Below are 14422 nucleotides of genomic sequence, written 5' to 3'. Positions count from 1 at the left end.
AGTGAGGGTGGAGAGATGGAGGAATTGATTTATTTAGATCATGCGGCAACTTCATGGCCTAAGCCCCCTGAGGTGGCTGCCGCGATGCTGGATGCCCTGCAACACTCCGGCGCGAATGCCGGCCGTGGTAATCACTCGCTGGCCATTGGGACAGGCAGGGTACTGGTGAGAGCGCGAAGCATGCTTGCTGAACTTTTTTCTATCTCCAACGCACAGGATATTGCCTTTACCTACAATACAACAATGGGGCTAAATATGGCCATTAAGGGTACACTGCAACGGGGGGATCATGTCATCTCAACGATGACGGAACATAATTCCGTTCGTAGGCCGCTGGAATATTTACGCCGGACTTTAGAAGTGGAAGTAGATTATTTACGCGTCGATTCTAAAGGCCAGGTCGATTTGCTGGAACTTCAAAAATCATTAAGACGCAATACTAAAATGGTGATCTGCAATCATAGTTCCAATCTGCTGGGCAGTATTCTACCGATCGGGGAAATTGGCGACATCGCAAAGTCTCACGGGGCGGTATTCCTGGTTGATGCTGCGCAAAGTGCCGGGACGCTGGAAATAGATGTAGCCCAAATGAATATTGATTTGCTTGCATTTCCTGGTCATAAAGGGCTGCTTGGACCGCAGGGGACAGGAGGACTATATATTGCTCCAAACCTTGATTTAGAGCCATTGATGCATGGAGGGACAGGTAGTCAGTCTGAAATCAGTGAGCAGCCTACTGTTCGGCCTGACCGGTATGAAGCGGGGACACAAAACGCTGTGGGGATAGCCGGGCTGCTTGCAGGCTTGAAAAAGATTAAGTCTTTAGGCCCGGCGAATATTCACCGGCAGGAATGGCTGCTGACACAGGAACTAATGGAAGGCTTGTCCGGCATTCCTGGTATGAGGTTGCTTGGGCCTGAAATTGGTGTTTCGCGCAGCGGAATTGTTTCGTTTACAATAGAAGGGCAGGAGTCGGCAGAGATTGCACATCGGCTGGACCGGGAGTATAACATTGCTGTGCGTGCCGGTATGCACTGTACTCCGTTGGCCCATAAAGCGGCGGAGACACTGGAGAGCGGTGCTGTACGGGCAAGTGTAGGAGTCAGCTCCACAGAACATGATATAAACAGAATGCTGGTCGCCATGGAGGAACTATATGGCATTGCCCGCAGCAGATAAATACGAAGGATGGTCCATATATGTCAGAATTGAATCAGTTAATAAATGAGCAATTATCCTGGTTTGTTATTGCGTTCACCGTTGTGGTTATAATAATGGCTATAGTGTTGATTCTTCAGGGCAGCAAGCTTGGCAAGATGCGGCGCAGATATGAAACGATGATGAGCGGTAGTGGTGTGGAAGATCTGGAAAGCTTGTTAATTGATCTTAAGAATCAAGGCGATATGCTGGAAGAGGAGCAGAAGGAGCACAAGGCTTTGATTGAAGCTGCTCAGGCTAAAATGCGCGGCATGAAGTCAAAAATGGCAATGAAGCGATATAATGCCTTCGGTGAACGCGGAAATGACCTGAGCTTTTCGCTGGCAATAGTGGATGATAATCGCAGCGGAATTGTGCTCACCAGTCTTCATAATCGTGAGAACTCCTATATCTATTCCAAACCGCTTGAAGCGGGAGAATCCCAATATCCTTTGTCTCCGGAAGAGAAGGAAGTTATTGCTCTCGCGTTGCAGCAGATTTAGCGTGAAGATTCCACTGTTTCAAGGCAGAATAGAGGCTGACAGCAATAATATCAGATAACCGCATTACAAGGCTCAATCTTGTGTTTTGTAATACGAAGTACTCCATAAAGCCGCCTACATTAACGATGCCAGTCAGATGGATATCGCCAACAGGAGGGAGTTGCTTGTTAACGCCCGCTCCGGGCTTTAAAGGTCCATCCACGACCTGAATACAGCCGACACTCGTAGAATGGCCCAGGCAGGCATCTATACCAATAATAAAAGGGTTATTATACTTCTCTCGGATGAGAGTAAGTGTTTCTTCCAGATTAACGGCATGCACAGGCTCGTCCAGTGTTCCATACAGGTGGAACAGAGGGCTGTGGAACCGTGCCAGGGCTGTTCCAACCAACGGGCCAAGTGAATCTCCGGTTGAACGGTCCGTGCCTATACAGACGATTACAATCGGTGTATCGGGACGGGTGCGGGAAAAGTGAAAAAGCAGACGGTGAGTAATAGCAGAATAGATATTGGGATCGGCATGTGATATTTTTAAACAGGATGGTTCTTGCAGTGGTGCAGCTTTAGAAGAAGAGTTCATATAATCTTCCTTTCTGAGGGGGACTCTACGAAAATATCAGCAGGCTTGTCTTTCAGTTGAAGGGTTGCTGATGATCCTAGTATATGGATGAAAGAGATTTTTTATACTACAGGGGCAAGAGATAGGACGTTTAACCCAGAGGGAGGCGTGGAGATGGAGGAAGAGCTGCTGATTGCTTTTGATTCTACGCAGCAGGCGCTGCGCGCCGAAATGCTGCTGGAATACGCGGAAATCGAAATTGATATCTTCCCGACTCCCAAAGAGATTACAGCAGGCTGTGCAATGTCTATTCAGTTCTTTCGGGGAGCAATCGGGGAAGTCCGGAAGATTATAGCGGAGCAGGACGTTGAAATCCGCGGGATCTATGGTAAGGACAATAAAGGAAGAGGTTATACACTTATCACCGAAGGGGAGGGAGTAGATGAATAATTGGACGTTGAATGCAGAAGCACCTACAGATCCATTGAAAGCTGCATATACTCTTAGTGATAAGGTGTGGGAGTTTTTCACCAACACGGAAATGTGGGCCAATGTATTGTTTTCAGGCTTGCGGATTCTTATCATCTTCATCCTGACCCGGGTCATTATAAAAGTGGTATCCAAGATCATTGACCGTTCAATGGAACGGGAGACCCGTGGCAGAATACTGGTGAACAGCCGCCGGTTCTCAACCGTTGGAGGACTGCTGAAGAATGTGGTTACGTTTATCTGTAATTTTGTAATGATCATGATAATTCTCGCTGAATTTAATTTTAATTTGGGCCCGCTGCTGGCAGGAGCCGGGGTAGTGGGGCTTGCTATTGGTTTTGGAGCGCAGAGTTTGGTCAAAGATGTAATTACCGGATTCTTTATCATTTTTGAGGATCAGTTCGCGGTAGGTGATGTAATCCAGACCGGTACTTATAAAGGGACTGTAGAGATGATCGGTCTCAGAACGACAAGACTGCTGAGCACTACCGGTGAGGTTCATATCATCCCGAATGGCACCATTATCAATGTGACCAACTATTCCCTTGCCAACGCTTTGGCGGTGGTGGATGTTCCGGTGAAAATAGAGCGGGGGCTTGAAGCCACTCTTTCATTGATTGGTGAAGCGCTTATGGGGATCGAGGAACGTAATTCAAATGTACTGGCGTACCCGAATATACTGGGGATTCAGTCCATGAGCACTTCAGAATATGTGATTCGTGTGGCGGCGAACTGTCTCCCTAACGCCAGAGATTCGGCAGAACGGCAAATCCAGAGCGATATCAAACAGGCGCTGGAGAAGCAGACTAGTCTGGAGGCGGCTAAGGCCGAGCAGGAAGCGCGTGAGCTGGCGGAACGCGAGGCTCGGGCGGCAGCGGAAGCCGAAGCGCTTGAAGCGGCACGGAGAGCCCGGGAAACCGAGGGGAATAACCCGAGAAGGCAAATCGCTGCGGCCCAGGAAAGAGAAGGCGAAGAGGGGGAAGAGTGATGGAACGGAAGGTTTTCCAGTTGGGTGATGTTGTGCAGATGAAGAAGCCGCATCCTTGCGGCACTAATGAAATGGAGATTATCCGCATGGGTATGGATATCCGCATTAAGTGCACCGGGTGCCAACATAGTGTCCTGGTTCCCCGTGCAAAGTTCGAGAAGAACATGAAAAAGGTTCTGCGTGCAGCGGAAAGCGGACTTGAATAATTAAGCTTGCAAAGCAAGCTGCATCATGATACAATAAATCTTGCTGCGGAGAGGTACCCAAGAGGCCCAAGGGGGCTGACTCGAAATCAGTTAGGCGTGTCACAGCGTGCGTGGGTTCGAATCCCACCCTCTCCGTTTTCCTAAAAACACGCTAGTATCAACGGTTTCAGTACGATATGTGTGCGGAAACTACACGATAACGACGCTAGATGATTCCGAGATACCTTACTGATTACACGATGCTCTCTACGTTAATATGACGTAGGGGGCTTTTTTGTATGGATAAACGCTCGGGCAAGCCGACATTAACGGAGCGGACGCCGATTGCAGACGTAGCATTGCCGGGTTACTCAATGGAAGACGCGATTGATTTCGTAGTGAAGGTTAAGCGCGCTAAAAATCTAAAGGATAAAACCATCGACGGGTACATTCAGAACCTGCGCTATTTCACCGAATGGTTAACGGAGAATGTCGGGGATATCGCGGTAGACGAGGTTACAACGGATCATCTGCGCAATTACATACTGTGGTGTTCGGATGAGAAGGAATACTACGGAGGCCATCCGTTTAAGTCGGAGGTTGACCGGGATCGACGCGGCATATCTCCGGCCTCTGTAAACGTCCGTATTCGCGTTCTAAGAACGTTCTTCAATACGCTATACGAAGAGGAGGCCATTAGCGTTAATCCCGCTAAAAAGGTCTCTCTATTGCGCCAGGACGAAGATACGGTAATGCCGCTGACTGACGACGAGCTTAAACGGTTTATGAGAGCGCCGGATCAGCGTCAGTGGGCGCAATGGAGGGATTACGTTATCATGACGTTAATCTTAGACGCCGGCTGCCGCCTGAATGAGATATGCGCGTTGGAGAAGGCGGAGGTTAGTTTCGTTAAGAAGCATATCGCGCTGCCGGCTTCGAAAAACAAGAACCGCAAATCGAGAATAATGCCTCTGTCTACGGAAACGCTGCGGCTGCTTAAGCAATTGATAGCGGAGTCCGAGCAGCACTTTAATACGTCTCACGTGTTTACAACAAATTATGGTGAACAACTCAGCGAGAAGACGATACAGAAGGCGTTCGATAAGTACGCGGAGAAGGCGAAGCTCGGCCGGTCTGTTTCCCCGCATGTGCTGCGTCATAATTTCGCAACTATGGCGGCTGAGAACGGTATGTCGATATTCCACCTGCAGAAGATCATGGGACACGCGGACATAGCTACAACGCGGAAATACGTGCAGATCAGCGAGAGCAGTATAGCGGAGGAACACCGGAAACACTCGCCATTATCACGCCTAATGAATCGTAAGGGTGGCGCGAATTAATGACGACAAAACAGCGTAAGTCTGGCATTGTCCGCGTATCTAAGCGCGATAGCTCCTACACGATACTCGATCCGTATTTCTTATCGGACGAGCGCTTAACGTGGAAATCGAAGGGGTTACTCGGTTATCTATTATCGAAGCCGTCAAACTGGCGCGTCTATATCTCCGATCTCGTTAAGCGGTCAAAAGACGGCAAAGATGCGGTTTATTCGGCATTGCGTGAATTAGAGGCCGCCGGTTATATCGACCGTAAGCAAACGCGGGAGAATGGCCGTATAACCGGCTATGAAACGATCGTATACGAACGGCCTATCGTAGAGTATAACGAACCACTTGTGGAACCGAACGCGACTTTTCCACTTACGGAAAATCCGGATATGGGCGAATCGGATGCGGAAGAACCTACCCAAGTTATTAATGATTTAAATAATAATGACTTAAAGAGAAAGATAAATAAGAGCGCGCATATACCCGATGAAGACGAAGCGGTTCTCCACACATTGACCGCCGCGCTGACTAAACTACCGCTCAACGATACCGCCAGCCTCTACGATCACTACTTCGAGGATATTTACGCTATGCTGACGCGGAGATTTGGCGACCGCCTAGAGCCGGAGGTCATTGCGTTAGCTGCCGATCGGTATTTCGATAAAGCGGTCGATTTACGGACAGGACTGCCGAAGGACAGCGTATACTCTCCGGTCGGTCTGTTTCACGATGTTTATACGGAGGCACTAGCGGAGTGGAAGGCGCTGCGGTACAAGCGGAGTGCTGGCGGTTAGTATTGTATTTACATTATGTTCCTAATCCTTGATAATAAGCATAAAAGGGAATAAATGGGGGGTTATGGGATGTTTCGAGCAGTTAAACGGGCAGGTACTACATTGATACTTGTTCTTATATTATCGGCATGTACCTCAGCGAAAGACAGAGAGTTCAGCGACCTCATAGAGCAGGCTAGAGTGCATGTGTCAAACTTTGAATATCAGGCTGCTGCAGACGTGTACAGCAAGGCATTAGAAGTTAAGGAGGATGCGACTGTTAGGTCCGAGCTTATCAAAATCAACGCAGATATAAAAGAGGTGCGGGAAGTCAAAGAGATGACCAGCGATTTGCAGGCATATGCAGGTACATATAAGAACGTTATCTCATCATCAGACTTAATAGAAATGTGTGATGAATTAACGAAAGTAGTTAATAGTATTGATAGCTTTGATGCGAGTAGAAATAGCCCTGCTGCAAAGTATATTCAGGATATGCGGAAGTCCAATAGGTACTTTGATTTTACTTCTAGCATTGAGATGGCGCGGATATACCGCTTAGTGGAGGGTCAAGAAGGCCACGATACATTCACGGATGCCAAGGCTATCAGCGACAGTCTCGACGCGTTGCTGGCGTCTGTACCCGTCCCGTCGGAGTTTGGTGCGATTAATTAGAATAACGAAAAAAGGCGCAGTCTTAGCGGAGAGTATCCGTTATGGCTTCGCCTTTTTTCGTTTATAAACCGGTAATTCCAACTGCTGAAAAATCAGCACCTGAACAAATTCCACGTGCTTCATTTGAAGCACGTGGAAAAATTTCAACTGTAACGAATGAACCAGTTGAAAACGTAGAGTCAGCGCAATATTGTTCAACTGATCAAAAATTAACAGTTAGAAAAATGTTCAGGTGGTTCACATGGACCAGTTGCACTCCTTACGTCAAACCGCGCCGGCGCCCTACGTATATCGACCGATCAGCCTGCGTACGCCCTTGATATAGCCGCGCTAGAGCCGTCCGAGGGTAAACGTAAAGGTGCGGGCGTAAGGCGCTAATTTAACGGTGATTCTACGTAAAAGACCGCTACCTATTCGGCGCGGCCTGTGTTCGTATCTTCTATGAACTCAACAACTTCCTCGATCCGGCACTCCAAATCCTCACAAATTCGTGCAATCACGCTGAGAGCAACATACTCGCCATTTGACATTTTAGCAATAGTAGCGGGAGACAGTCCTAACGTATTTCGAAGATACGTTTTAGATTTGTCTCGCCGTATAAGTGTGATCTCCATCGGCTTATAGCTTGGCCGAAGTTTCATATGTATTCCTCCTAGAAATCTATACCTAGATTGTACCTTTCGCAAACGTTAAGTACAATAACGCAAACTTTATGTATGCTAAGTGTTGACAAGTTGTTTTTGATGGCGTACTATAGGTTCATGATCTTAAACATTTAGTACGTACAAATATACAGGAGGTTTCAAAAATGCCGAATTTAATTACGATCGCAGCCGCTACTATAGAAGTCCCCTCGTACCCATCTCGCACAACCGGCCGTAGCGCCATAAAGAAACGCCGCTCAGCCCTTAAAGGTGCTCTATGGCCGTTCGCTAAGGCGTCCGTAATTCTCCTGGGCATATTCGTCCGCGAAGTATTCCTATAACAACGATAAAAAACCGGCCGGCGGGCATACGCGGGAGGAATAACGATGGATAAACAAACGACCATGAAGATATTGGTGGCTTTAGGAGAACAACTTGATCGCCTTATCGCCACGCAGCGCGGATACGCTGAGCGTGGCAGCGCAAACTTAGCGGAAATGTATCTCAATCAAATCGGTGGTGTTTCGGCAAGCATCGACCTCGTACGTAAACTAGCGAGTATCAATTTTGAGGAGTACATCGATGCTCTTGTTGCTGCGGAGGAGGCGGATGAAGCTGCGCAAAAGAGAAGTAAACAACACGGGGCTGCGGCCCCTCTAATCTATAGCCGAAGGGCTTTAACCATGGAGAGTGACATGAACAAAATTGAGACTGAAAGAGCTGTCAAAGCTGCCGAGAAATTCAAGAAGCGGTTTCAGACAGATGCACTTGCGGAACTGTTGGAATATTGCGAAGAAGCTACCGACGAATTGCAAGAGAAGATAGACCGGATCGAATCCATGGATAATATCGGAGATACGCTTCAAGAGAGATTGGATACATATAACCTCCGCATGGAAGCGATGGAAACGATGAAGGAACAACTCGAAGCGATACAAGATGCTTTCTCTGATTTTGAGGATGCAGCTACAGACTTGGAAAATACAATTTAACCGCCTGACGAGCGCTTATGCGCCTTGGGCCCGCAGCGGTGCGGGTTGAAACAAGGGAGTAGCTTTAACCGACGCCCTTGTCGCGGGACTACCGCGCAATACTAAATAGATATTTACGGGAGGGTTTCATCGCATGAACGAAATCGGATTCTGCATCTGCAACCGCAGCGGCAACTTTATCGTGACTTGGATCAATGCGCCAGGTCGCACGCAGCAAATCGTCGTCCTCACTCGTGTATTTCTCCGCAATTTCCCCGCAACAAATCGCCGCACCATCAGTGGCACGCACTACGCAACGAATACGCAACTCGTAGATTTGGGCTTTTTTGTACCGCAAATAAAAACGGAGGCCGTCGCCTATGACCAACTCATCCCGGCCTAAGTACCCGCGTGTTAAAATCCGCTGGATTCCAGGCGGCGAAAATCACGGCATGGAACCGGAAACGTTTCGCGGCATTCTCCTCCCTGGTGGCGCGCTTTACCGTGTGCAAGACGGCAATGCAGCGCTCGGCATCGTGGAACCTACGGATGAACCCGGCGTGTATCGGCTTGTAGGCGCAGACATTACGTTATTGAATAAAGGCTCTTTGTCCAAACTTGCGCAGCGCCTTACGGATATGACCGCGCTGCAGCTATTGCTCAGTATCGTACCGCATGTGAATTGTCCGGAAGAATTACCAATCTAATACTCGGAGGTTACTTATGTACTACCCACGGAAAGATGTACTGAGAATCAGAACGCGTCATGCGATTCTTGTCCGCTCACATAACGGAGAATGGGCGCGTATCCGGATCGACGCCGGCCTGCGCTGTGTACGTTTGGGTTAACGTTATTCCTTCGATGATGGCGCTCGAACGCCGGAGAAGACGATTAGTATCCATTAAACGGATAGTTTGATTCCGACCGTCTTCGCGCCAACGTTGACGTCCGTAGGGTGTCACCAACTTTGGGGAGACCGCCTCCGCGCCTACCGGTTGCTGCCGGAGGAACTCGACGCGAATAATCTTCCCAACTAGCTGGGAAAGCCGCCCCATCCCGTACCGTGCGCTAACACGGACCGTCATGCGGGATTGTAACAACCTATCAGCGCCGCCGACCGCTAAGCCAACGTTATGAGACCTGTCCGTGTCCTGCGGTTGCTGACGCAGGAGTCGCCACGCGGTACGCTTCACCGGATTGCGCTAACAGTTCGGGTAACAACGTGGATTATGGCTGTGATGCGCCAACGTCACCAATAGTCTGCGGAACACTGCTCCGGTCACTCAGCTAAGGACACGCCAATGTCCAATGTGTGGCCGGATTTCATAACGCCAATTACTGTACTCTGCGTGCTTGGCCGCGCGCAGGCTACGTTCATATACAGCGGATGGCTACCGCGTTGTACTGCGGGCAGCTTCGACCGGGAAACCGGGAATCGGGCAACGGGGCTGTCCTTGTTTTGTTTTATACCGAGTAATACGGGGGAGGGGAACAAACGTTTCGTTTTATCTCAAAAAAATAAAAAACAAAACAGAAAAAAACTATTGCACATCAAAATATGTGTGGTATACTGAGATTTGACCCACACTATTTTTGGCTATAGTTATCCATATTATTCTTATGTTCACACCTTAAGTATAAAGGGATTTCACTTAATTGTCAATAGTAAAGTGTGCGGCCAAAATAAACTTTTTTGGAGGGCTTGCTATGAAGGCAAAAGGCGACGAATTGCAAGAAAATATCCTCACTATTACAGAAGAGATACTCCAGCTAAAGAAGGGTATTGACGACTCCATATTTCAGATAGGAGAACGACTGAAACGCGTTCGAGACGAAGACCTAGCGCGTGGTCAGTGGTACGCATGGCTAGGCAGTGTCGGCTATACTCCTAGCACTGCAACGAGGTATATCCAGACGTTTGAGCAGTTCGGTAGTTGCTCGGAGGCAAAGGATATCCCTATCGGAAAATTGTTCGAAATTATACGGTTACCGGAAGAGGTTGACCGCGCTGAATTTTTAAGCATAGCGCATACGGTTCCATCGACTGGCGAGCAAAAGCGGGTAGGAGAAATGACGGTCAAGGAAGCGCGCGAGGTTGTGGCGGTCCGTCGTGGGGGAGAAGCTTCGCCGTCGAAGCGAGGAGCTGCAGCAACTGTCGGCGCTACGCCTTATATGCAGGGGATTATAACCTCTCTCACGCGTATCACTCCGGACATATCGGCGCTTGTTGAGTCCGGGGCCATCCCGCTCGAAACGGCAATTCAGATAGGGAACGATCTGTCCGGAGAAAGCCAAAGAGTGCTTTCGCGCGTCTGCAGTGAGTACGGTGGCGATGAGCAATTCGGCCGCTACCTGGATTTCATTGTCGGATGCTTAAAAGACGGGGCCGCTTACGAAACGGTTTGTCTTATTTTCGACGTGGACGATCTCGTTGGTGACTTAGTGCGGGATTATCCAGAGTCGGAAACCGAGATCAAGGCTATTGAGAGAGCGCTAAACGACATTCAGAATCCGAGCAACGCCACAATAGCGAGCGCCTTGCTGTCCGCGATAGAGAGAATCGAAGGTATTCGCGCGCGCTGCGAAGCGGTCCGGCGCAGTAAGGAAGTCAGGGACCGCCGAAGTGAGTTCGTGTACAACTTCCTATATACGGAGTACTTGCGTGTTTTGGGATTATCGGCCGGCGCGACGTTTGGTGAAGTCAGAAGCGCATACCGCACTCTATCGAAACTGTACCATCCGGACATAAGAGAAACCGGCGACGCGCACAAGTTTAGACGAGTGAAGGACACTTACGAGTCGCTAGAACAGGCGATGAAAGCCAGCGCATAGAGCGTGCGACGTCGTACGGTAGGAGAGCCGCGAGCTAGGGGTTGACCTTCCGCGAAAAATGCACAAAAACTCTATAAGTACATCTTACCGAGAAAATGTGCAATTCCGAGTATTCAGACATATTCGGCGAACGTTAGTGAGTCGGGCGTGACCGAGTTATGGTCGCGTCAGCCGTTGACCTTTAAGTGCTGGCCTACGGGGAATACCGCCCCTTGTCCCGGCTCCGCCAAAAACCGGCGTATCCGAATATGTAGGGAACATCGCCCAATCACTAACTGCGCGACAAGTTTATCGGGTAAGACCATGACGCCTAATCAAGAAGCGCGCTCATGTAGGCAGACCAAAGAAACGGAGGAGAGCGGATGAGTACGGAGTTATTTGTCGGTAGTACACCTGTATTAACCTCGCAAAGAAACGAAGTGACAGACGGATTCAAGGCGCTATTACTAGCTCGCGGTCATGAGGTGGGCGCCGTAGACTTAGCGTTTGCATCGGGAATGGTGGCCGCTTGGAATGCGCCAGATGATATGGATTATCCCGTAGTTTTCGCGGCTGAGTGCGGATTCGGAAAGTCTACACTACTGGAGGTCTACCTCCGCCATATGACCGCAACCGACCCGCATTTCGGCGCGATTATCGTCAAGCAGAAGAGGGACGAAGTCGAAGCGCTGACCAACGCTATTAACCAAAACGATACAGCGGAAGGGCGCGTAGGCGTGCGGCATCGTCGTGCGTTTGCTATCCGTGGATTTGATCCGGCCGTTACTTCCTACGAATCCCACCGCCGGCAATTTAACAGGCAGGCGTATTATCCGGTGGTAGTCATGACCGCAGAAATGTTTGCCCGTCAATCGACAATGCGCGTGCTCGATCGGTTCTCCTCGTTTTATGACCGGGATGAACAACGTAGGCCTCGCCGCCTCCTTGTCATTGACGAGCGGCCAGTCTTAACGCGTACACACTCCGTATCCGTGGAGGACGTGAGTCGCCTTATCGAAGACGTACGGCTAATCACCCATCAAACTAAACAACGATCCGGGTCGACTACTCGCCGGGAAATTAACAGCGATTACCGCGAGTTTTTAGCATTTGCGCAGCAGCTCCGGGGAGAGCTCGAAGCGTGCGACGTGCCTAAACGCTTAATGCCGATTGACTTTGATTATGTACTCCCTGACGGCTTACGTAGATTATGGTCCGACCTCTACGACGGGGAATCCTTCGACGCCCTGGCAACGTTCGAGAGTACCGTCAGGCTTGGTGGGATGGTCTACCTGCGGCGGGGAGTTACGCCAGTGGTTACGGTTTCACACCGCGTTTATTACGAATGGACGGCCTTTCGTCCGTTCATACTGGATGCAACTGCAGCTACAGACCCGTACTATGCGGCAGGGAATTTCATTGTATTGGAGTCCCCTAACCCGCACGCCTACGGCAATGTGCAATTCCATGTCTGCACAGGTGAAAATCTATCAAAGTCCTTTTTCGAGAACCATCACCAATCCTTTGAAGAGGTCGCTAGCATGGTACGTGAAATTGCAGAGAAGCATCATAAGACAATGGTTGTTTTCTACAAAGAGCACCTACCGCAGCTTGAGAGCTACTTAGCCGAGGATATTCAGTCCGGCCGGGTGGTGACTAAGCATTTTGATAGCGGGCGCGCTTCCAACGACTATAAAGACTGTGACGCGGCAGTTTTTCTCGGCTGGCTATTAAAGGGAGAGGCATATTACCCTCAGGTTGCGAGCGCGATCTACGATGAACTGCTTTCATATGAGAGCTGGGTAGATATGACCGGAGTTCACTATAGGGACGCCCGCGTCGAATCGTTTAAAGTCGGGGAGTTGGTAACAGAACGTATCCAGGACGTTCACCGTATCCGGCCACGCTCAAGTGATTATCCCGTTAGTGTGTATCTGTTCCACCGTGACGAGCAGGTTCTCGGTAAGATTATCGGCAGCTTTCCGGGAGCACATCGCCGGGAGTTCATTCCGCGACGGCAGCTTAAAGGACCGAGCAAAAACGTGAGCACTCTTATCGAGTTCTTCCGCTCAATGGCGCCCGGTAGTCGCGTTAAGTCAAAGGAAATATACGAGAGTCTCGGAATACACCGCAACACCTTCGCGAGCCTCCAGGCGGACGGAGACGTGATAGAAGCCCTGAAAGAGCTCGGAGTATATCGGGAAAGGACCTTCTATATAAAGAGACTACACAATGAGGAGGTGGCCGCATGATAGGGATGTTTGAAAAGGAGGATACCGCTATGCAAAGCACAGCCTATAAACTCACAGACGGTCAGCGCCCGCACTTAACCTTAATCACACCGCAACTCCGCGTAAATGACTTCTCCGCTGTACAAGAGCCATCCGGCCCCGCTAGCGACGCATTCCCGAATCGGAAGCGCGCTGATTTCCGCAGATACGCAGACCATCCGCTTAAACTCCGGATTCGTTCAGCGGGCCGGATGGCTGCGGCTATCCTTGCGTATCATCACGCGCAGCATGTCGGAGGTGACGGGCGCTTCCTTACAGGTGCGGAAAAGCAGCGCCTTGAACGGATGGCTGACTACATACTCGCGGAGGATCACGCGCTCGGCCTGACTATCCTGCGCGATCCATACGACAAACCGCGCGATGAGGATGTTATTATTCCGCCGGGTGAGGGCGCTCTTGCTTTTATGGAAGAACGCGGTATCAGCATTTATTGCCTGGCTGACGCAGAGGCGCTAGCGGACGGTGTACGGATTAAAGTCTGCCGGACGTGCGAGTATCCGTTTGAAGACCGCAGCCCCGCGCGGAATAAACGAGATTGCGGAGATAGTTGCCGTACGTTCGCGAAGAAGCTGTCCGCGCGGCGGGGGCGGTACGGATCGGAGGACTTAATAGGCGAGCGCAGTCGGATGCGCCTACCTTACCCGTTCTACAATCCGCAGGAAATGTACGAAATAGAGAACCGTTCGGAACGCGCTTATGGAGGTTACGAAAAGATTAGCGGGATAGCAGCGGCGAAGGAGCGCAAAGAGTCGCATGGTAAAAAGAATACGGTTCAGCTCGTAGACAAAAAGGGAACGGAGGATAACGGGTACCTCGACGGGCGGTATGGCTGGCAGAGCGATCGGAACTCGTGGAAGGGAAAAACGTCGCCTATATGGTGGGGGCCAGTTGTGTCGTATAACCTGCGAGATAGAGAGCTGACGGAAAGTTTCGTAGACTGCGAATCCTCGTACACTGTCCACATCTCCGCCTAAGAAGGGAGAGGAACACAATCCCAACTATTC

17 protein-coding genes and 1 tRNA gene are annotated in these 14422 nt (G+C 50.0%); 16 read left to right on the top strand and 2 right to left on the bottom strand.

The window, feature by feature from the left end:
• The first annotated feature begins 15 nt into the window (after nt 1–15).
• On the top strand, nt 16–1179 hold the full coding sequence (locus MHI45_RS18605) for an aminotransferase class V-fold PLP-dependent enzyme (protein ID WP_341119827.1): 1164 nt from the start codon (nt 16–18) through the stop codon (nt 1177–1179).
• Between the two features lie 20 nt (nt 1180–1199).
• Nucleotides 1200–1700 carry a DUF4446 family protein gene (locus tag MHI45_RS18600; protein ID WP_038598258.1) on the top strand — a complete coding sequence of 167 codons (501 nt, stop codon included), beginning with the start codon at nt 1200–1202 and terminating at the stop codon, nt 1698–1700.
• Here the strand turns inward: MHI45_RS18600 and yyaC are convergent.
• A complete protein-coding gene (gene yyaC, locus MHI45_RS18595) occupies nt 1672–2280 on the bottom strand; it encodes a spore protease YyaC (protein ID WP_038598257.1) in 609 nt (202 codons plus the stop codon). The two genes, MHI45_RS18600 and yyaC, sit on opposite strands and share 29 nt — an antisense overlap.
• A 153-nt stretch (nt 2281–2433) precedes the next feature.
• Here yyaC and MHI45_RS18590 point away from each other — a divergent pair, with 153 nt between their 5' ends.
• The 7 genes from MHI45_RS18590 to MHI45_RS18560 all read left to right on the top strand — a co-directional run bounded on the left by MHI45_RS18590 (nt 2434) and on the right by MHI45_RS18560 (nt 6700).
• Nucleotides 2434–2709 carry a DUF3343 domain-containing protein gene (locus tag MHI45_RS18590; RefSeq protein WP_038598256.1) on the top strand — a complete coding sequence of 92 codons (276 nt, stop codon included), beginning with the start codon at nt 2434–2436 and terminating at the stop codon, nt 2707–2709.
• A complete protein-coding gene (locus MHI45_RS18585; protein WP_341119280.1) occupies nt 2702–3736 on the top strand; it encodes a mechanosensitive ion channel family protein in 1035 nt (344 codons plus the stop codon). Before MHI45_RS18590 ends, MHI45_RS18585 begins: the two co-directional genes overlap by 8 nt.
• On the top strand, nt 3736–3942 hold the full coding sequence (locus tag MHI45_RS18580) for a DUF951 domain-containing protein (protein WP_341119279.1): 207 nt from the start codon (nt 3736–3738) through the stop codon (nt 3940–3942). The genes MHI45_RS18585 and MHI45_RS18580 overlap by 1 nt, the downstream gene beginning before the upstream one ends.
• A 47-nt stretch (nt 3943–3989) precedes the next feature.
• Nucleotides 3990–4077, top strand: a tRNA-Ser gene (locus MHI45_RS18575).
• Nucleotides 4078–4220: 143 nt separating this feature from the next.
• Complete coding sequence (locus MHI45_RS18570) at nt 4221–5264, top strand: tyrosine-type recombinase/integrase (RefSeq protein ID WP_341119278.1); 1044 nt, start codon at nt 4221–4223, stop codon at nt 5262–5264.
• Nucleotides 5264–6046 carry a helix-turn-helix domain-containing protein gene (locus tag MHI45_RS18565; RefSeq protein WP_341119277.1) on the top strand — a complete coding sequence of 261 codons (783 nt, stop codon included), beginning with the start codon at nt 5264–5266 and terminating at the stop codon, nt 6044–6046. The genes MHI45_RS18570 and MHI45_RS18565 overlap by 1 nt, the downstream gene beginning before the upstream one ends.
• Nucleotides 6047–6115: 69 nt before the next feature.
• A complete protein-coding gene (locus tag MHI45_RS18560; RefSeq protein WP_341119276.1) occupies nt 6116–6700 on the top strand; it encodes a hypothetical protein in 585 nt (194 codons plus the stop codon).
• Between the two features lie 410 nt (nt 6701–7110).
• Here MHI45_RS18560 and MHI45_RS18555 read toward each other — a convergent pair whose 3' ends face one another.
• Nucleotides 7111–7341, bottom strand: a complete 231-nt coding sequence (locus MHI45_RS18555; protein WP_341119275.1) for a helix-turn-helix domain-containing protein — start codon at nt 7339–7341, stop codon at nt 7111–7113.
• Between the two features lie 389 nt (nt 7342–7730).
• Here MHI45_RS18555 and MHI45_RS18550 point away from each other — a divergent pair, with 389 nt between their 5' ends.
• From MHI45_RS18550 to MHI45_RS18520, 7 genes are all read left to right on the top strand, one after another.
• Nucleotides 7731–8336 (top strand): hypothetical protein, encoded by a 606-nt coding sequence (locus MHI45_RS18550; RefSeq protein WP_341119274.1) that lies wholly within the window; start codon nt 7731–7733, stop codon nt 8334–8336.
• Nucleotides 8337–8469: 133 nt separating this feature from the next.
• The gene (locus tag MHI45_RS18545; RefSeq protein ID WP_341119273.1) at nt 8470–8718 is read left to right on the top strand and encodes a hypothetical protein; all 249 of its coding nucleotides are present in this window, start codon (nt 8470–8472) and stop codon (nt 8716–8718) included.
• Complete coding sequence (locus MHI45_RS18540) at nt 8696–9022, top strand: hypothetical protein (protein ID WP_341119272.1); 327 nt, start codon at nt 8696–8698, stop codon at nt 9020–9022. The genes MHI45_RS18545 and MHI45_RS18540 overlap by 23 nt, the downstream gene beginning before the upstream one ends.
• Nucleotides 9023–9038: 16 nt before the next feature.
• The gene (locus MHI45_RS18535; RefSeq protein WP_341119271.1) at nt 9039–9164 is read left to right on the top strand and encodes a hypothetical protein; all 126 of its coding nucleotides are present in this window, start codon (nt 9039–9041) and stop codon (nt 9162–9164) included.
• Between the two features lie 859 nt (nt 9165–10023).
• Nucleotides 10024–11148, top strand: a complete 1125-nt coding sequence (locus tag MHI45_RS18530; protein ID WP_341119270.1) for a DnaJ domain-containing protein — start codon at nt 10024–10026, stop codon at nt 11146–11148.
• 362 nt (nt 11149–11510) lie between these two features.
• On the top strand, nt 11511–13379 hold the full coding sequence (locus MHI45_RS18525; RefSeq protein WP_341119269.1) for a hypothetical protein: 1869 nt from the start codon (nt 11511–11513) through the stop codon (nt 13377–13379).
• Nucleotides 13376–14392, top strand: a complete 1017-nt coding sequence (locus MHI45_RS18520) for a hypothetical protein (protein ID WP_341119268.1) — start codon at nt 13376–13378, stop codon at nt 14390–14392. Before MHI45_RS18525 ends, MHI45_RS18520 begins: the two co-directional genes overlap by 4 nt.
• Nucleotides 14393–14422 lie beyond the last annotated feature (30 nt).

The organism is Paenibacillus sp. FSL H3-0321, assembly GCF_038002865.1.
GTDB lineage: Bacteria > Bacillota > Bacilli > Paenibacillales > Paenibacillaceae > Paenibacillus_AQ.
This window is presented reverse-complemented; position numbering and strand designations above follow the sequence as displayed.